The following is an 18,587-nucleotide window of genomic DNA, read 5'->3' on the forward strand; positions in this document are numbered from 1 at the left end:
GTCGACCCACCCACCCAGAGGAGATCCGGTGAGCACGACACCACGCACCACGGGCCGGCGCAGGGCGGCGGCCCTGCTGACCGCCGGCGTCGCCGCGGCCCTCACGCTGACGCTGTCGGCGCCCGCGGTCGCGGCCGGCAGCACGCTGCACGCCGCGGCCTCCGAGAAGGGCCGCTACTTCGGGACCGCGATCGCGGCCGGTCGCATGAACGACGCCACGTACATGGGGATCGTCGACCGTGAGTTCGGCATGATCACGGCCGAGAACGAGATGAAGATGGACGCCACGGAGCCGAACCGGGGCCAGTTCAGCTACACCAACGGCGACCGGATCGTGAACGACGCGCTCGGCAAGGGCAAGAAGGTGCGCGGGCACACGCTCGCGTGGCACGCGCAGCAGCCCGGCTGGATGCAGGGCATGGAGGGCAGCGCGCTGCGCCAGGCGATGCTCAACCACGTCACGCAGGTCGCGACGCACTACCGCGGCAAGATCTACGCCTGGGACGTCGTGAACGAGGCCTTCGCCGACGACGGTCGCGGCTCGCGCCGCGACTCGAACCTGCAGCGCACCGGCAACGACTGGATCGAGGCCGCGTTCCGCGCCGCCCGCGCCGCCGACCCGGGCGCCAAGCTCTGCTACAACGACTACGGCACCGACTCGATCAACCCGAAGTCGACGGGCGTGTACAACATGGTCCGGGACTTCAAGGCGCGCGGCGTCCCGATCGACTGCGTCGGGTTCCAGTCGCACTTCGGCACGACGATCCCCGGCGACTACCGCGCCAACCTGCAGCGCTTCGCCGACCTGGGCGTGGACGTGCAGATCACCGAGCTCGACATCGAGCAGGGCTCCAACCAGGCGAACGCCTACCGTCAGGTCGTCGAGGCGTGCCTGGCCGTGAGCCGCTGCACGGGCATCACGGTGTGGGGCGTGCGGGACACCGACTCGTGGCGCACGGGCAAGAACCCGCTGCTGTTCGACGGCAACGGCAACAAGAAGGCCGCGTACACCTCGACGCTCAACGCGCTCAACGCGGGCAGCAGCAACGGCGGCGGCAACAACGGCGGCTCGACGTCGATCGACACCAGCGCCTGGTACGTGCTGGTCAACCGCAACAGCGGCAAGGCCCTCGACGTGTACAACCTGTCGACCGCGGACGGCGCGGACATCGTGCAGTGGTCGCGCAACGACGGCAACCAGCAGCAGTGGCAGTTCGTCGCGTCCGGCAACGGCGGGTACCGGCTGAAGTCGCGGCTGTCGAACAAGGTGCTCGACGTGTACAACTTCTCGACCGCGAACGGCGGCGAGGTCGTGCAGTGGCCCGACCTCAACGGCACCAACCAGCAGTGGAACGTGACGATCAGCGGCGGCTACGCGACGCTGCAGAACCGGAACTCGGGCAAGGTGCTCGAGGTGCAGGGCGCGTCGACCGCCGACGGCGCGAACGTCGTGCAGTACGACGGCTGGAACGGCGCCAACCAGCAGTGGCAGCTGGTGCGCGTCGGCTGACGTCGATCGACGGCCGCCCCCGCACCCGGCTCGACGGGTGCGGGGGCGGTCGCGCGTCGAGGCGCGCGGCGTCGGTCGCAGCGCGCCAGGCGGACCCGCGTCAGCGGCTCGTCGCGGCGTCCCACGCGAACGACGCGAGCCAGTGCGTCGCCACGAAGTCGTCGTTCGCGAGCGAGGTCAGGCCTGCGGCGAGCAGCCGGTCGCCCGCGTCGCGCAGCCCGGGGTCGTCGAGCGCGCGGGCGAGGCGGAACAGCGCCCCGGCGCGCGAGAGGTTGAGGCCGTCAAGGTGCACGGCGTGCCCGTCGGTCGGGTCGACCACGCGCGCGGGCGCGGTGAGGTCGCCCGGCCGCGGCAGGAACGCCGCGAACCACGGGGCGAGCTCGGCGGGCGGCAGCACGCGGGCCATGAGGTCCGCCTCGGCGAGGCCGGGGGACAGGAAGTCGTGCCCGCTGCGCTCCCACGGCGCGGGCCAGCCGCGGTCGGCGCCGTACAGGCGGTGCGCGTGCGTGCGCAGCGCGTCGGCGACGTCGTCGTGCCCGAGGTCGTCGGCCGCCGTGAGCAGCAGCGCGAGCCCGAACGCGGTGTTCGAGTGCACGCCGTGCCGCACCGGGTGCTCGGTGCGCGCGACCCACGGCACGACGAGGTCGAGCACCGTGCGGGCCAGCGGAGCGGTGGCCTGTGCCCACGCGGCCGCGTCGGCGTCGCCGGCCGCCGCGGACGCCGCGCACGACGCCGCGAGCCGCGCGGCCCACGCCCAGCCGTACGGCCGCTCGAACGCGGGGTGCGCGCGCAGGTACGTGACCTCGCCCGCGACGCGCTCCGGGGTGAGGTTCGCCGACAGCAGCGCGCGCAGCGCGTCGTCCTCGTGGCCCGCGGCGAGCACCTCGACGCCCAGCCAGTGCATGTGGAGGCACGAGTGCCAGTCGAACGACGTGTGGAACGCGGGGTACAGCTCGACGGGCGTGCGCACGTCGTCGGGCGACCCCGCGAGGTGCACGAGGTGGTACGGCCACGGGGTCGTGAGGTTCGCGCGGACGACGGCGGCGTAGCGGTCGGGCGGGGGCGGGGCGGGGTGCGTCACGCCCCCAGCCTCTCGCGGCGTCAGCGCCGCCGGTGCGCGCGCCACGCGCGCCACGCGCCGGTCGACCACAGCGCCCACACCACGAGCAGGCCCTGGAACGGCAGCCGCGCGAGCCGCTTGGCGTCGGTGTCGAGCCCGAAGCCGTCCTTGCCCTCGAGGTACTGCGCGACGTTGCCCGGGAAGATCGCGACGAAGAACGCCGCCGCGGCCGCGCCGACCCACGGCCGGTAGCGGCGCGGCGCCACGACCAGGGCCGTGCCGAGGGCGATCTCGACGACCCCCGACCCGACGACCACGGCGTCGGTGCCCACCGGCACCCACGCGGGCACCTGCGCCTGGAACTCCTCGCGCGCGAACGTCAGGTGGCTCGTGCCCGCGAACGCGAGGAAGCCGCCGAGCACCACGCGCCCGATCGTGCGGGCGACGCCGCCCGCCCTGCGGTCGCCGTCGTGGGTCGCCATGCGCGTCCTGCCTCGGGGTCGGGCTCGGTCCGACCGGGCGACCGGGCCGGTCCCAGGCTACGGCGCCCGTCGCGGCGCGGCAGGTCGTGCGCGCGCCGACGCCCGCGGTGCGCCCGGGTGGGGGCGGCGCCGCGGGCGTCGGGGACGCGTCAGACGGTCGGCAGCCAGACCCGCATCGTCGACGGCCCGCGCTCGGCCCACGCGTGGTACGGCACGAGCGGCACGAGCCGCGGCGCGTCCGGTGCGGGCGCGGGGTCGTCGCCGAACGGCCACGTCACGTCGGGCAGCGGGCGCGTCGCGACGGGGACGAGCACCGCGCCGTCGCGCTCGACGGGTGCGGCGTCGGTCGTGACGACGGCCGCGGCCACGTCCTGCCCGAGGTCGGTGGACTCGAGCGCGAGGACCAGCGGCCCGCGCTCGACCGCGACCTGCCCGCGCACCGCGTCGACGCGCGGGTCGGCGAACGTCCAGCGCGCGCGCACCGGCAGGTCGAGCACGACCTCCTGCCCGGCGGCCGGCCCGGGGACCGCGACGTACCCGGGCGCCGCCGCCTGCGACGTGCCGTCGGCGAGCGTGACGCTCGCGCCCTGCGCCCACGCCGGGACGCGCAGCGTGAGCGTCCAGCCGCCCGCGGGCGCCTCGACCGCGCGGACCGTCACACGACCGTCGTGCGGGTAGGCGGTCGTCACCTCGAGGGCCGCCGCGCGGCCCGCCGTGAGCTCGGTGCGCACCGTCGCCGGCGCGTACTGGTGCAGCTGCACGCCGTCGTCGTCGACCGTCGCGACGTACGTGCCGAGCGTCGCGACCGTGCGCGTGACGTTGGTCGGGCAGCACGACACCGCGAAGAACGGCGCGCGCAGGCTCGACGCCGCGCGGGGGCTCACCTCGTCCGGCGCGACCTCACGGCCGGGCACGCGCTGGTGCAGCGTGTTCGTGTAGTAGAACGCCCGGCCGTCCTGCGCGGGCGACGTCGCGACGACGTTGTAGAGCGTGCGCTCGACCGCGTCGGCGTGCCGCGCGTCGCCGTCCTGCAGCAGCAGGCGGTGGTTCGTCATGACCGACGCGATGCCCGCGCACGTCTCCGAGTACGACCGGTCCGGCGGCAGCTCGAAGTCGGCGCCGAACGACTCGCCCTCGTGGTGCGCGCCCATGCCGCCGGTCAGGTAGGTGCGCCGCGCGAGCGTCGTGAGCACCTGCCCGGTGACGGCCGCGAGCAGCTCGTCGTCGCCGTCCTCGACCGCGAGGTCCGCGGCGCCCGACGCGAGGTACAGGGCCCGCACGGCGTGCCCGTCGAGCACGGTGGCCTCGCGCACCGGCACGTCGTCCTGGAAGTACTGCGGGCCGAAGTCGATCTCGCCGAGCACGCCGTGCCCGCGCCGCTCGACGAACAGCCGCGCCTGGTCGAGGTACCGACGCTCACCGGTCACGCGGTACAGCTCGACCAGCGCGACCTCGATCTCGGGGTGGCCGCACACGCCCTGCTGCGGGCCGTCGGCGCCGAACTCGCGGCACACCAGGTCGGCCGCGCGGATCGCGACGCGCACGATCTCGTCGTCGCCGAACGTGCGGGCCCGGGCCACGCCCGCCTGCACCAGGTGCCCGATGCAGTACAGCTCGTGGCCCCACTCGAGGTCCGACCACCGCGGCTGCTGCCCGGGGCGGCCGAACATCGTCGAGACGTAGCCGTCGGGCTCCTGCGCCGCGGCCACGCGCGCCGCGATCGACCGCAGGCGCCGGTCGAGGTCGGCGTCGCCCGTGCGTCCGACCTCCCAGGCCATCGCCTCGAGCAGCTTGTACGTCTCGGAGTCGGAGAACTCCCGGCCCCGGCGGTCGCGCGGCAGCCGCCCCTCGACGGCGGCGTCGAAGTTGCCCGTCCAGCCGAGCCGCTCGAGCCAGCCCTCGACGTGCGTGATCATCGTGCGCGCGTTGAGCGCCTGCAGGTCGCCCCAGAAGCCGCCCGTGATCGTGACCTCGTCGAGGCCGAGCGGGCGCCAGCGGGCGCGGGACGGGACGGCCGGGCGGCCGTGCTGGTGGGGGCCGACGCGCAGGTCGACGGTCTCGGACGAGGGCATGACGAGCTCCGGGGGTGGTTCGGTCCGGCGGTGCCGGGGCGGGCGGTGGGGGACGGGGCGCGGGCTACTTGACCGCGCCGACCGTCAGGCCGTCCTTGAGCTGGCGGTAGGTGAGGCTGAAGACGACGAGGATCGGGACGGAGGTCAGCACGGCCAGGGCCATGAGGCCGGGCCAGTTGATGCCGAACGCCGAGACCTGCTGCGCGAGCAGCGCGCTGAGCGGGTAGCTGCCGGGCGTGAGGTAGAAGTTCACGGCGTAGAGGAACTCGCCCCACGCGAGCAGGAAGATCAGCGTCCCGACCGTGAACACGCCGTTGCGTGCGACGGGCAGCACGACCTGCCAGAACGTCCGCAGGATCCCGGCGCCGTCGATCGACGACGCCTCCTCGAGCTGCGGCGGGACGGCCCGGAAGAACGGGCGCAGCAGCAGCGTCGCGAACGGGATGAGCAGGGCCGCGTCGGCCAGGATCACCGCGGCCGTCGTGTCGAGCAGGCGCCAGCTGCTGAAGATCTGGAACAGCGGGATGACGGTCGCGGTCTGCGGCATCATCTGCAGCACGATCAGCATGCCGAGCCCGACGGTCGGCAACCAGCCGGTCGTGCGCGCCAGGCCGTAGGCGGCCGGCACGGCGATCGCCAGGACGAGCGCGGTCGCGCCGACGGCGATGGTCGCGGACTGCCCCATCGCGCGCCACAGCGTCGGTGTGATCGCCTCGCGGTAGGCGTCGAGCGTGGGGGAGAAGACGAACGTCGACGCGCGGTCGAACACGTCGCCCGAGCTCTTGACCGACGTGAGGAGGATCCACAGGATCGGCACGCCGTACATGAGCGTGAGGAGCAGCTTGGTGGCCACGGCGACCGGGCCGGCCTTCACCTGGTTCATCCGTGCGCCTCCTCCTTGCGGATGCTGCGGGCGTACAGGACGGCCAGCACGAGCACGCCGAGCACGGCGACGACGGACGTCGCGGCGCCCAGGCCGTAGTCGTAGCGGACGAACGCCTGCAGGTAGCCCAGGAACGGCAGCGTGTTGGTGGCGGTGCCGGGCCCGCCGTAGGTCATGACGTAGATGAAGTCGAAGCTGCGGAACCCGTAGACGAGCGTGAGGATCAGCAGCACGAGCGTGGTGGGCCGCACCGACGGGACCATGATGTGGCGCACCTGCTGCGACTTGGTCGCGCCGTCGAGCTGCGCGGCCTCGAAGACCTCGGGGTCGATCGTCAGCAGGGCCGCGCGGTACACGAGCGCGTTGAACGGGATGACGGCGAACGAGTTCACGAACGCCACGGCACCGAGCGCCCAGTACTGGTCGTAGAGGAACGGCACGGGCGTGTCCCGCAGCCCGGTGGCGAGCAGCACGGTGTTGACCAGGCCGGAGTCGGCGAGCAGGAACTTCCACACCGACCCGTTGACGACCGGGGGCAGCGCCCACACGAACACCATGAGGGCGAGCAGCGCGCCCGACCACCGGCCCGACGTGCGCAGCGCGATCGCGCCGCCCAGGCCGAGCCCCATGCCGAGCACGGTGACGACCACGACGAACACCGCGGTGCGCGACAGCGCCGCGGTCGTGTCGCCGGACTCGAACCCGGCGCGCAGGTTCTCCAGGCCCGTGAACGCCCAGTCGGCGTTGAGGGTCGCGGCGGTGACCTTCGAGACGGCCATCCGCAGCAGCGTGACGAGCGGGTAGATGCTCAGCAGGCCGAGGAACACGGCGGCCGGGAGCAGGAACAGCATCCGGGTCTGCCGCGGCGGGCGGCGCCGCGGCCCGGGGGCCGGGCGGGTCACGGCCCGCCCGGCCGCCGGCGCGAGCGAGGTGGTCATGGGGACCTCCAGGGGGTGTCGCGCCGGACGACCGGGCGCGGGCGGACGGGTGGTGGGTGGGGCTGCGGCTCAGTCGAGCAGCGGGCCGAGCGCGGCGATCGCGTCGTCGGCGGCCTGCTGCGGCGACTTCTGACCGCCGACCGCGGCGCTCCACGCCTGGCCGAGCGTGAGCTGGACGTCGGCCACGGACTGCGCCGGGATCACCGAGGCCGGGTAGTTCGCCCCGAACTTCGTGATGGTCTGCGCGAACGGCTCGAGCAGCGCGTTGCCGGTCACGGACTCGTCGGCCGCGGCGTCGGTGCGCGAGGGCAGCGAGCCGACGATCTCGGCCGGCAGCAGCTGGCCCTTCGCGTCGAGGTACGTCGCCGTGAGGTACTCCCACGCGAGGTCGGGGTTCTTGCTGAACGCGCCGATGCCCTCGCCCTCGCCACCGAGGTAGACCCCGCCGGTGCTGGACAGCGGCAGCGGGACGACGCCGTACTCGAACTGCGCGTCGGACTTCGCGGTGCCCATCTGCCAGTTGCCGTTCGCCGCGAACGCGGTCTTCCCGGCGGCGAACTGCTGGAACGGCACGGTCTGGTCCCACGTCACGGACTCCTGCGAGAGCCAGCCGTTCTCGACCCAGCCGCGCACGCGGGCCAGGCCCGCGGCGAGCGCGTCGGCCTGCGGGTCGTCGTAGCTGAAGCCCTCGGACGTGATCCAGGGGTAGGCCTGCCACTCGCCCTGCGACTGCGGCAGCGCCGACAGCGTGATGCCCGCGTAGCCGGCGTCCTTGGCCTTGGCCATCGCGGCCTCGAGCTCGTCCATCGTGGTGGGCGGCTCGACGCCGATCTCGGCGAGGATGTCGGCGTTGTACCAGAGGCCGAGCAGGTTGACGTAGCCCTGCACGGCGTAGGTGGTGCCGTCGACCTGGTGGATGACGGACGGCGAGACCTTGTCGGCGTCGGCGAAGCCGGCCCAGTAGTCGTCGAGGGGCGCGAGCGCGCCGCCGAGCGCGAGGGTCGAGGCCTCCGCGCCGTTGAACACGACGACGTCCGGGCCGGTCTTGGCGCCCGCGGCGGAGACGAGCTTGGAGTTGAGCTGGTCGTAGGGGACGAAGACGTTCTCGACGGTCGCGCCGTCGTGCTCGGCCTCGAACTTGTCGGCGAGCTCGTCCATGAGGCGGACCTGGTTCTCGTCCGAGAAGTAGTGCCACACCGTGACGGTGTCGCCTCCGGCCGATCCGCCGGTCGCGTCGCCGCCGCCGGCGGACGTGCCGCCCGTGCAGGCCGCGAGCAGCAGGCCGCTGGCCGCGGCGAGGGACGTGAGCGTCAGCCACCTGCGGCGGCGAGGGGTGGGCCGTGCGTCGTTGCCGTTGATGTCCATCAACCGGGCTCCCGTTCGTCAGGACGAGGTCGGTGGCGCGGGTGGGGTGCCCGGCCGGTGCGGGTGGGGTGCCCGCTCCGCTCCTCGTCGATGCGTGATGACCTGCCGGGCGCCCGACGCCGCGTCGCTGCGGCGGACCGGTGAGACCACCGTCGGCCGAAAGCGACCGAAACCCGTTTCGGGACGGTAACACTGGGAAGATGCGTCGGTCAACCGGGTGTGCAGGATGACGTTTTCGGGCATGATGAGGTCCGCAGCGCGTCGGTCCGGCCGGTCGCGGGCAGGGAGCGACGGAGGGTGACCATGACGACCACGGACGGCAGGCCGCGGCCCGTGACGCTGCGCGACGTCGCGCAGCTCGCCGGCGTCTCGGTGGCCACCGCCTCCAAGGCGCTCAACGGCAAGGCCGAGGTCCACCCCGACACGCGCCGCCGCGTGCAGGAGATCGCCGACCGGCTGTCCTTCACCCCGAACTCGCTCGCGCGCGCCATCACCGCGGGGCAGACCGGCACGGTCGGGCTGCTCACGCACGACCTCGAGGGCCGCTTCAGCCTGCCCATCCTCATGGGCGCCGAGGACGCGTTCGGCGCCGGCAGCACGTCCGTCTTCCTGTGCGACGCGCGCGGCGACGCGATCCGCGAGCAGCACCACCTGCGCGCGCTGCTCGGCCGCCGCGTCGACGGTCTCATCGTCGTGGGCTCGACCACCGACCCGCGGCCGTCCCTCGGCACCGACGTCCCGGTCCCCGCGGTGTACGCGTACGCGCCGTCGGTCGACCCGCGCGACGCGTCGGTCGTGCCCGACAACGTCACCGCCGGGCGGCTCGCGGCCGAGCACCTGCTGGCGCTCGGGCGTCGGCGCATCGCGCACGTCTCGGGCGACGCGACGTACGCGGCCGCGCAGGACCGCGCCACGGGGGTCGCGCAGGCGCTCGCCGCGGCGGGCGTCGAGCAGGTCGGGCCCGTGCGCTACGGGTCGTGGACCGAGGCGTGGGGGAGGGCCGGGGTCGCCGCCGCGCTCGAGGCGGACCCTCGGATCGACGCCGTGGTGTGCGGCAGCGACCAGATCGCGCGCGGCGTGCTCGACGCGCTGCGCGAGCGCGGCGTGGGCGTGCCCGGCGACGTCGCCGTCATCGGGTTCGACAACTGGCAGCCGATGATCGCCGGTTCCCGTCCCGCGCTGACCAGCGTCGACATGAACTTCGAGACCATGGGCCGGCGTGCCGCGACGCGGCTGTCGGCGCTCGTCGCCGGCCAGCAGGACGCCGGGGTCGAGACGATCGAGCCGCGCGTCGTGGTGCGCGCGTCGACGGCCGGGGACTGACGGCGAGCGCTCCCTGCGAGGTCGCGGGCGACGCCCCGTAGGCTGGTGACGTGCGCTGCGGGTACTTCGACGCGGGCGTGTGCCGCTCGTGCACGCTCCTCGCGCAGCCGTACCCCGAGCAGGTCGACGCGCAGCAGCGGCACGTGCGCACCGTGCTCGGGGACCCGGCGGGCGTGACGTGGCTCCCGACCGTCACGAGCGCCGAGGCGGGGTTCCGCAACAAGGCCAAGATGGTCGTCGCCGGCACGGTCGACGCCCCCACGCTCGGGATCCTCGACGCGCACGGCCACGGCGTCGACCTGCAGGGCTGCCCGCTGTACCCGCCCGCCGTGAGCGCGGCGCTGCCCCCGCTCGCCGCGTTCGTGACGCGTGCGGGCCTCGTGCCGTACGACGTCCCGACTCGCCGCGGCGAGCTCAAGCACGTGCTCGTCACCGGGTCGCCCGACGGCGAGCTCCTGGTGCGGTTCGTGCTGCGCAGCACCGAGGCGCTCGCGCGGATCCGCAAGCACCTGCCGTCGTTGCAGGCGACGCTGCCGTCGCTCGTCGTCGCGTCCGTCAACGTGCAGCCCGCGCACGCCGCGGTGCTCGAGGGCGACCGCGAGATCCTGCTCACCGAGCGCGGCACGCTGCGCATGCGGGTCAACGGGCTCGACCTGCATCTGCGGCCGCGGTCCTTCTTCCAGACCAACACCGACGTCGCGGCCGCGCTCTACCGGCAGGCCGTGGCGTGGGCCGACGAGGCCGAGGTCGCCTCGGCGTGGGACCTGTACTGCGGCGTCGGCGGGTTCGCGCTGCACCTCGCGCGGCCGGGCCGCACGGTCGTCGGGGTCGAGACGAGCGCCGAGGCCGTCGCGAGCGCCGAGCAGACCGCGCACGACGCGGGGCTGCCCGGCACCCGGTTCCTCGCGGGCGACGCGACCGCGTTCGCGCTCGCCGCGCACGACGTGCCCGACCTCGTCGTGGTCAACCCCCCGCGGCGCGGGCTCGGCGAGCCGCTCAGCCGCTGGCTCGAGGGCAGCGGCGTGCCGCGCGTCCTGTACTCGTCGTGCCACTCCGGCTCGCTCGCGCGCGACCTCGCGCACATGCCGTCGCTGCGGCTCGTGCGCGCGCAGGTCCTCGACATGTTCCCGCACACCGGGCACCACGAGGTCCTCACGCTGCTCGAGCGCCGCTGAGCGGGGCGCGTTGCTGAGCGGGGCGCGTTGCTGAGCGGGGCGCGTCGCTGAGCGGGGCGCGTCGCAGAGCTCGGCACGTCGCCGAGCCGGGTGTGCACGCGGGCGCGTCACCGCCAAAGCCCTGGGCCGGCCCGCCACCACCTGGCACGATCACGCGCGTGCTGCTCACGCTGACCGCCGACGCCCCCGACGCCGCCACCCCGGCGTCCGACCTGGGCCACCTGCTGCACAAGCACCCCGACCGCGTGCAGACGTTCGACACGGGCGTCGGCACGGCGCACGTGCTCTACCCGCGCGCCGACGCCGAGCGGTGCACCGTCGCGCTGCTCGTCGAGGTCGACCCCGTCGGCCTCGTGCGCGACCGCGCGGGCCGCGGCGACGGACCGCTCGCCGCCTACGTCAACGACGTGCCGTACGCGTCGGCGTCGGTGCTCGCGGTCGCGCTGCGCCGCGTGTTCGGCACCGCCATGACGGGGCGCTGCGACCGGCGCCCCGAGCTGGCGTCCCGCGCGCTGCCGCTCGAGGTCCACGTGCCCGCGGTCGCGGTGCGCGGCGACGTCGCGCTCGTCGCCGAGCTGTTCGCGCCGCTCGGCTGGGACGTCGCCGCGACGCCGCTGCCGCTCGACCCGCACGTGCCGGCCTGGGGCGACTCGCGCTACGTCGACCTGCGGCTGCGCGGCACGCTGCGGCTCGCGGACGCGCTGTCCCACCTGTACGTGCTGCTGCCCGCGCTCGACGGCGAGAAGCACTACTGGGTGGGCGAGGACGAGGTCGACAAGCTGCTGCGCGCGGGGGAGGCGTGGCTCGCCGACCACCCGCGCCGCGACGTCGTCGTGCACCGCTACCTGCGGCGCAGCCGCCCGCTCGCGGCGTCGGCGCTCGAGCGGCTCGCCGAGGTCGAGCACGTGCCGGCCGACGCGCTCGACGACGCGGTCCCGGCACGCCCGGAGGACGTCGACGACCCGTCCGCGGCGACGTCCGCGACCACCGGCACCCCCACCGGCACCCCCGCCGACACCGACGCCGACGCCGACGCAGTCGCCGACGACGGGCCGCGCACGCCGGCGCTCGCGCGCCTCCGCGTCGAGGCCGTGCACGCCGCGCTGCGCGCCGCCGGCGCACGCACGGTCGTCGACCTCGGCTGCGGCGAGGGCGTGCTGCTGCGCGAGCTGCTGGCCGACGCGTCGTTCGACCGGCTGCTGGGCGTCGACGTGTCGCACCGCGCGCTGCAGGTCGCCGCGCGCCGGCTGCGGCTCGACCGGCTGCCCGAGCGGCAGCGCGCCCGCGTCGACCTCGCGCAGTCCGCGCTCACCTACCTCGACGACCGGCTCGTCGGGTTCGACGCGGCCGTGCTCATGGAGGTCGTCGAGCACGTCGACCCGCCGCGCCTGCCCGCGCTGGAGCAGGCCGTGCTCGGGCACGCGCGCCCCGGCACGCTCGTGGTCACGACCCCGAACGTCGAGCACAACGCGCGCTACGGGCTGGACGCCGGCCACCTGCGCCACCACGACCACCGCTTCGAGTGGACGCGCGCGCAGTTCCGCGACTGGGCCTCGGCGGCCGCCGCGGCGCACGGCTACGACGTCACGTTCGGCGGCGTCGGCGACGAGGACCCCGACGTCGGTCCGCCCACGCAGCTCGCCGTCCTCACGCGCCGCCCGGAGGTGACCGCATGACCCGCCTGGAGATCCCCGCGACCTGCCTCGTCGTGCTGGTCGGCACGTCCGGGTCCGGCAAGTCGACGTTCGCGGCCCGGCACTTCGGGCCGTTCGAGACCGTCTCGTCCGACTGGTGCCGCGGCGTCGTGTCCGACGACCCGACGTCGCAGGCCGCGACGCCCGAGGCGTTCGCGCTGCTGCACCACCTCGTCGGCGTCCGGCTGCGCGCGGGGCTGCTCACGGTCGTCGACGCGACCAACGTGCAGCCCGACGCGCGCCGCCAGCTCGTGGCCGTCGCACGCGAGCACGACGTGCTGCCCGTCGCGATCGTGCTCGACGTGCCCGAGGACGTCGCCCAGGCCCGCAACGCGGCGCGCCCCGACCGCGGCTTCGGCGCGCACGTCGTCCGCCGCCAGGCGCAGCAGCTGCGACGTTCGGTGCGCGGGCTCGCGCGCGAGGGCTTCCGCACGGTGCACGTGCTCGACGGCGTCGCGGCCGTCGAGGCCGCCGAGGTCGTGCGCGTGCCGCTGCGCAACGACCTGCGGGGCGAGACCGGCCCGTTCGACGTGGTCGGCGACGTGCACGGCTGCCGCGCCGAGCTCGAGACGCTGCTCGACCGGCTCGGCTACGTGCTCGTACGCGACGCCGAGGGGCGCCCGGTCGACGCGACGCACCCCGAGGGGCGGCGCGCGGTGTTCGTCGGCGACCTCGTCGACCGCGGCCCGGACAGCCCGGGCGTGCTGCGGCTCGTCATGGGCATGGTCGACGCGGGGCACGCGCTGTGCGTGTCCGGCAACCACGAGGCCAAGCTCGTGCGCGCGCTCGCGGGGCGGCAGGTCAGCACGTCGCACGGGCTCGCCGAGACGCTCGCGCAGCTCGCCGCCGAGCCGCCGGAGTTCCGCGAGCGGGTCCGGGCGTTCTGCGACCGCCTCGTCGCGCACTACGTGCTCGACGAGGGGCGGCTCGTCGTCGCGCACGCGGGCCTCAAGGAGGCGTACCACGGGCGCGCGTCGGGACGCGTGCGCTCGTTCGCGCTGTTCGGGGACACGACCGGCGAGACCGACGAGTACGGCCTGCCCGTGCGCCTGCCGTGGGCGGAGGACTACCGCGGCAGCGCGACGGTCCTCTACGGCCACACGCCGACGCCCGCGCTCACGTGGGTCAACGACACGCTGTGCCTCGACACCGGGTGCGTGTTCGGCGGGCGGCTCTCGGCGCTGCGGTACCCCGAGCGGGAGGCCGTGCAGGTCACCGCCGAGCGCGTCTGGTGCGACCCGGTGCGGCCGTTCCCGCGCGCCGAGCCGGTCGACGGCGCGCCCGTGGCCGTGGGTCGGTCCGGTGCGCCCGGCGGCGGCCCGGACGGTGACGTCGTGCGCGGCGCACCGGACCGCCTGCGCCTCGACGACGTCGCCGGCCGGCGCGTGGTCGAGACGCGGCTCATGGGTCGCGTGTCGCTGCGTCCCGAGGACGCGGTCGGTGCGCTCGAGGTCATGAGCCGGTTCGCGCTCGACCCGCGCGTGCTGCTGCACCTGCCGCCCACCATGAGCCCGTGCGCGACCGCGCGCGAGGGCGACCTGCTCGAGCACCCGCGCGAGGCGTTCGCGCAGTACGCGCACGACGGCGTGGCCGACGTCGTGTGCGAGGAGAAGCACATGGGCTCGCGAGCCGTCGTGCTCGTGTGCCGGGACGCGACGGTCGCCGCGGCGCGCTTCGCGCTGCCCGCGGGCGCGACGGGCGCCGTGTGGATCCGCACGGGCCGCGCGTTCTGGCAGGACGCGGCGCGCACGCAGGCGCTCGTCGACGCGGTGGCGCCCGCCGTGGCGGCGGCGGGCGCGTGGGACGACCTGCTCGCCGACGGCGACGACGCGTGGCTGCTGCTCGACTGCGAGCTGCTGCCGTGGTCGGCCAAGGCGGGCGAGCTGCTGCGCACGCAGTACGCGGCCGTCGGCGCGGCGGCGCGCGCGGTGCTGCCCGCGGCGGTCGACGCGCTCGCGGCCGCCGGCGACCGGGGCCTCGACGTCGCCGAGCTGCTCGCGCGCACGCGCCGCCGCGCGGACGACGCCGAGCGGTTCACGGCCGCCTACTGCCGCTACGTGTGGGACGTCGACGGCCTCGACGGCGTGCGCCTCGCGCCGTTCCAGGTGCTCGCGGCGGGCAGCCGCACGTTCACCGACCGCGACCACCTGTGGCACCTGGGCGTCGCGGACCGGCTGGTCGCGGCCGACGCGTCGGGCGTCCTGCTGGGCACCCGCCGCCTGGTGGTCCGCACGGGCGACCCCGCGTCGGTCGCCGAGGGCACCGCGTGGTGGCAGGCGCTCACCGACGACGGCGGCGAGGGCATGGTCGTCAAGCCGCTCGCGAACCTCGTGCGCGGGCCGCGGGGCCTCGTGCAGCCGGGCGTCAAGGTCCGGGGCCGGGAGTACCTGCGGATCGTGTACGGCCCCGAGTACACGTCGCACCTGCCGCGCCTGCGGCAGCGGTCGCTCGGGCGCAAGCGGTCGCTCGCGCTGCGGGAGTACGCGCTGGGGGTCGAGGCGCTCGAGCGGTACGTCGCGGGGGCGCCGCTGTGGCGCGTGCACGAGGCGGTGTTCGGCGTGCTCGCACTCGAGTCGGCGCCGGTCGACCCGCGGCTGTGACGGCAGCCGTCGGGCCGGTGCTCACCGGCCCGACGGCGCCGGTCGGCCCGCTCGTCCGCCCACTCGTCCGTCCGGACGGGTGGGCGGGACGGCTCAGGCCAGGGCGTCCGCCAGCAGGCGCAGCGTCCGCTCACGTGCGGGCGACGCGTCGGCGGGCGTGCCGCGCGTCGCACCCGCGACGGGCGCGACCATGACCTCGTCGGCCCCGATGCGCCCCGCGAGCTCGCGCAGCTCCGCGGCCGCGGACGCCGGGTCACCGACGACCCACGACGCCGTGAGCGCCGCGACGCCCTCGTCGGCCGCGGCCGGCAGAGGAGCGCCCTCGGCGTCCTCGACGAGCTCCTGCGCCTCGAGCGGCAGACCGCTGCGCAGCCGCCACATCGTGCGCACCTGCGGCAGCACCAGGCGCCGCGCCTCGTCCGCGGTCGGGGCGACCGCGACGTTCGCGACCGCGATCGTGCGCGGCTCGGGCAGCGCGTCGGACGGCTGGAACGTGCTGCGGTACAGCGCGACCGCCTCGGCGGTGCCGCGCCCCGCGAAGTGGTGCGCGAACACGTACGGCAGCCCGAGCCGCCCCGCGAGCTGGGCCGAGTACGTCGACGAGCCGAGCAGCCACAGCTGCGGTGCCGACGTCGCGCGCGGCGTCGCCCGCAGCGGGTACGACGTCGACCCCACGCGCACGTCCACGCCCTCGGGGCGCACGAGCGCCGCGAGGGCCGCGACGTCGTCGTCGAACGTGTCGACGCCGTCGCCGCTCGCGCCGCGGCGCAGCAGGTGGCTCGTCACCGGGTCCGAGCCCGGCGCACGGCCGATCCCGACGTCGACGCGGCCCGGGAACGCGGCCTCCAGCAGCGCGACCTGCTCCGCGACCACGAGCGGCGAGTGGTTCGGCAGCATGACGCCGCCCGACCCGACCCGCACGCGCGACGTGGCGGCGGCGATCAGCGACATCAGCAGCGGCGCGTTGGTCGCGGCGACCGCCGGCATGTTGTGGTGCTCGGCCACCCAGTAGCGGCGCGCGCCGAGCTCGTCGGCCACCCGCGCGAGCGCGAGCGTCGCGGCCACGGCGTCCGCCGTGGTCTGGTCGGAGCGGACGGGGACGAGGTCGAGCACGGAGATCGCTGTCACGTCAGGGGCAACCCGCGCACCCCCGGGACCATTCCGGACGGGCGGTGTGCGCAGCCGCACAGCCGGGCCACAGCCCGCGCCCGCGCGGCTCCCGGTCGGGCGTCCTAGTGTCGGCGTCGTGGACGTCGCCCCGACCGTGCAGCGCCTCCCGGCCCCCGGCGGCCGGGTCGGCCCGCTGTGGGTCGTCACCAGGGGCGAGGGACGCCCGCTGGTGCTGCTGCACGGCAACGGCGAGGACCACCACGTGTTCGACCGCATGGTCGAGCCGCTCGGCGCGGGGCGCCTGCTCGTGGGCCTCGACTCGCGCTCGCACGGCCGCAGCCCGCGCGGCGCCGGTCCGCTGCGCATCGCGGCCATGGCCGACGACGTCGCGGCGGTCCTCGACCGGCTCGGACTCGCGCACGCCGACGTGCTGGGCTTCTCCGACGGCGGCAACGTCGCGCTCGAGCTGGCCGTGCGTCACCCCGACCGGGTGGACCGCCTCGTCGTCGTCGGCGCGAACCTCTTCCCCGAGGGGCTCACGATGCGCGCGCTCGTCGAGGTCCAGCTCGCGCACGCCGTGGTGGCGTCGGTCGCCCGGCTCGTGCCGCCCCTGCGCGGTCCCGCCGAGCGGCTCGCGCTCATGGTGGACGACCCGAGCATCGACCCGGCCGACCTCGCGCTCGTCACCGCGCCCACGCTCGTCGTGGTGGGCGAGCGGGACGTCGTGCGCCCCGAGCACACGCGCCTGATCGTCGACGCGCTGCCCGACGCCCGGCTCGCGGTCGTGCCGCGCGCGGGGCACCTGCTGCCCGTGTGCGCGCCCGACCGGCTGGCCGCCCTGGTCGTCGACTTCCTCGCGCAGGCGCCCGCGCGCTGACCGCGGGGGCGCCTGCGCGGCGCCGTCAGGCCGGCACGAGCCCGCCGCCCACCCAGCCGCGGATCGCCGCCGCGTCGCCGTTCGTCAGCTCCATGCGCGCACCGCGGCACAGGCCGATGACGTTGTCCGCCCACGCCGCCGCGACCTGCTCGGCCGACGGACCGTCGGCCAGCGACAGCCCCGTGTAGAGCACGCCCGAGATGACGAAGTTCACGGTCGAGCGCCCGACCTTGGTGCCCGACTGCTGGCACGCCTCGTGCACGCGGCGCGACGTCGCGACGCGCTCGAACGTGTGCGCCCGCACGTCCGCCGCGAGCGTCTCGAGCAGCACGCGGTACTGCGCCTGGCTCAGGCCGGGCGTGTCGGTGACCGAGATGACCTGGCGCTGCAGGTCGCTCGGGTCGGTGTCGGCGACGGCCCCCGGCAGGTCGGCCTCGCCGAAGCGCTCCGGGTCCCACACGTGGCCCGGCGGGCGCGTCGACACGTCGAGGTCGGGCAGCACGCGCGTGAGCCACGCCGTGAAGCCGCCCGCCCCGGCCCACTGCGACGTGCCCAGCCCCGGGTACGCGTCGAGCGCGACCTGCGCGGCCGCGCCCAGCGGCAGCGGCGCGTCGGCCTTGCGGACCGCACGCCGGACCGCGCGCCGCGCCCGGGCCTCGCCCTCGTCGACGACCCGCTCGGCGGCGCGGGCCTTCGAGGTCGTGCGGGCGGGCGCCGCCTCCGCGCGGTCGTTCGTGCCGGAGGCGCTCGTCTCCGTGGCGGCCGCCGGCTCGGTCGCGGCCGACGATCCCGCCGGGGCGCCCGCGGGGCGCGACGCCGAGCGCGAGCCCGCCGCCTTCGACGTGGCCGGCGCCGCGGCGGGTGCGACCGCCTCGGTCGCGGCCTCGGGCGCCACGACGGGCTCGGCGTCGAGCGGCGACGCGGTCTGCGTCACGAGGTCGGCCAGCGCGTCGGCGCCGATCACGGTGTCCGCGACCGCGCGGTACGCCGACGCCGCGGGCGAGGCCGTGATGATCGTCACGCGCCGGTCGTCGGCGCGGCAGCGCTGCGCGAGCGGCGTGAAGTCGGCGTCGGCGGACACGATGACGAACTCGTCGTACCGCGTGGGCGCCGCGAGCGCGTCGACCGCGTCGAGCACGAGGTTGATGTCGGCGCTCGACTTGCCCTGCTGCGTGAGCGACGGGCAGTCGACGACGCGGAAGCCCGCGCGCGTGAAGTTCGGGCGGAACCGCGAGTACACCGACGGGTTGAGGTAGCAGGCCCGGACCAGGAAGCGGCGCGTCAGGTCGCCGTCGACGTCCGACCCCTGGCCGAGCTCGGACAGCCAGTGGCCCGGGTCCGTCGCGAACGCCTCGGCCGCGCGCGGGTCGAGGCGCTGCAGGCCGATGTACACGTTGTCGAAGTCGAGGAACAGCGCCGAGCGCAGCCGGCGGGCGGGCTCGTGGGTGGTGGTCACGTCACCCATCCTGCCGTGCCGCGGGGATCACGCCCGCCCCGA

Annotated in this window: 14 protein-coding genes; 6 read left to right on the top strand and 8 right to left on the bottom strand. The window is 75.6% G+C overall.

Annotation, left to right across the window (positions count from 1 at the left end; translation table 11 throughout):
- The first annotated feature begins 28 nt into the window (after positions 1–28).
- Positions 29–1,510 (top strand): endo-1,4-beta-xylanase, encoded by a 1,482-nt coding sequence (locus tag GY42_RS01410; protein WP_046527959.1) that lies wholly within the window; start codon positions 29–31, stop codon positions 1,508–1,510.
- A gap of 100 nt (positions 1,511–1,610) precedes the next feature.
- Here GY42_RS01410 and GY42_RS01415 read toward each other — a convergent pair whose 3' ends face one another.
- The 6 genes from GY42_RS01415 to GY42_RS01440 form a co-directional block, all read right to left on the bottom strand.
- Positions 1,611–2,591, bottom strand: a complete 981-nt coding sequence (locus tag GY42_RS01415; protein WP_046530405.1) for a DUF2891 family protein — start codon at positions 2,589–2,591, stop codon at positions 1,611–1,613.
- A 20-nt stretch (positions 2,592–2,611) separates the two neighbouring features.
- A complete protein-coding gene (locus GY42_RS01420; protein WP_046527960.1) occupies positions 2,612–3,052 on the bottom strand; it encodes a DoxX family protein in 441 nt (146 codons plus the stop codon).
- A 149-nt stretch (positions 3,053–3,201) separates the two neighbouring features.
- Positions 3,202–5,124, bottom strand: a complete 1,923-nt coding sequence (locus GY42_RS01425; RefSeq protein WP_082131310.1) for a glycoside hydrolase family 127 protein — start codon at positions 5,122–5,124, stop codon at positions 3,202–3,204.
- Between the two features lie 64 nt (positions 5,125–5,188).
- Positions 5,189–6,007: a carbohydrate ABC transporter permease gene (locus tag GY42_RS01430; RefSeq protein ID WP_046527961.1), complete on the bottom strand. Its 819-nt coding sequence runs from the start codon at positions 6,005–6,007 to the stop codon at positions 5,189–5,191.
- The gene (locus GY42_RS01435) at positions 6,004–6,945 is read right to left on the bottom strand and encodes a carbohydrate ABC transporter permease (protein WP_046527962.1); all 942 of its coding nucleotides are present in this window, start codon (positions 6,943–6,945) and stop codon (positions 6,004–6,006) included. The genes GY42_RS01430 and GY42_RS01435 overlap by 4 nt, the downstream gene beginning before the upstream one ends.
- Positions 6,946–7,014: 69 nt before the next feature.
- A complete protein-coding gene (locus GY42_RS01440; protein WP_046527963.1) occupies positions 7,015–8,310 on the bottom strand; it encodes a sugar ABC transporter substrate-binding protein in 1,296 nt (431 codons plus the stop codon).
- 303 nt (positions 8,311–8,613) lie between these two features.
- On the opposite strand from GY42_RS01440, the gene GY42_RS01445 reads away from it, so the two are divergent.
- The 4 genes from GY42_RS01445 to GY42_RS01460 all read left to right on the top strand — a co-directional run bounded on the left by GY42_RS01445 (position 8,614) and on the right by GY42_RS01460 (position 15,102).
- Positions 8,614–9,633 carry a LacI family DNA-binding transcriptional regulator gene (locus GY42_RS01445; protein WP_046527964.1) on the top strand — a complete coding sequence of 340 codons (1,020 nt, stop codon included), beginning with the start codon at positions 8,614–8,616 and terminating at the stop codon, positions 9,631–9,633.
- Between the two features lie 50 nt (positions 9,634–9,683).
- The gene (gene rlmC, locus GY42_RS01450; protein WP_046527965.1) at positions 9,684–10,808 is read left to right on the top strand and encodes a 23S rRNA (uracil(747)-C(5))-methyltransferase RlmC; all 1,125 of its coding nucleotides are present in this window, start codon (positions 9,684–9,686) and stop codon (positions 10,806–10,808) included.
- Between the two features lie 158 nt (positions 10,809–10,966).
- The gene (locus GY42_RS01455; protein ID WP_046527966.1) at positions 10,967–12,484 is read left to right on the top strand and encodes a 3' terminal RNA ribose 2'-O-methyltransferase Hen1; all 1,518 of its coding nucleotides are present in this window, start codon (positions 10,967–10,969) and stop codon (positions 12,482–12,484) included.
- Positions 12,481–15,102, top strand: a complete 2,622-nt coding sequence (locus GY42_RS01460; RefSeq protein WP_046527967.1) for a polynucleotide kinase-phosphatase — start codon at positions 12,481–12,483, stop codon at positions 15,100–15,102. Before GY42_RS01455 ends, GY42_RS01460 begins: the two co-directional genes overlap by 4 nt.
- A gap of 93 nt (positions 15,103–15,195) precedes the next feature.
- On the opposite strand, the gene GY42_RS01465 is transcribed toward GY42_RS01460, so the two are convergent.
- Positions 15,196–16,230 carry an LLM class flavin-dependent oxidoreductase gene (locus GY42_RS01465; protein ID WP_046527968.1) on the bottom strand — a complete coding sequence of 345 codons (1,035 nt, stop codon included), beginning with the start codon at positions 16,228–16,230 and terminating at the stop codon, positions 15,196–15,198.
- Between the two features lie 118 nt (positions 16,231–16,348).
- Between GY42_RS01465 and GY42_RS18540 the strand changes: the two genes are divergently transcribed.
- Entirely contained in the window at positions 16,349–17,089 is a 741-nt protein-coding gene (locus GY42_RS18540; protein ID WP_052748159.1) for an alpha/beta fold hydrolase, read from the top strand.
- Between the two features lie 25 nt (positions 17,090–17,114).
- Here the strand turns inward: GY42_RS18540 and GY42_RS01475 are convergent, their stop codons facing one another.
- A complete protein-coding gene (locus tag GY42_RS01475; protein ID WP_052748160.1) occupies positions 17,115–18,545 on the bottom strand; it encodes an NYN domain-containing protein in 1,431 nt (476 codons plus the stop codon).
- Positions 18,546–18,587: the final 42 nt, after the last annotated feature.

The organism is Cellulomonas sp. FA1, from assembly GCF_000986825.1.
GTDB classification, from domain to species: Bacteria; Actinomycetota; Actinomycetes; order Actinomycetales; family Cellulomonadaceae; genus Cellulomonas; species Cellulomonas iranensis.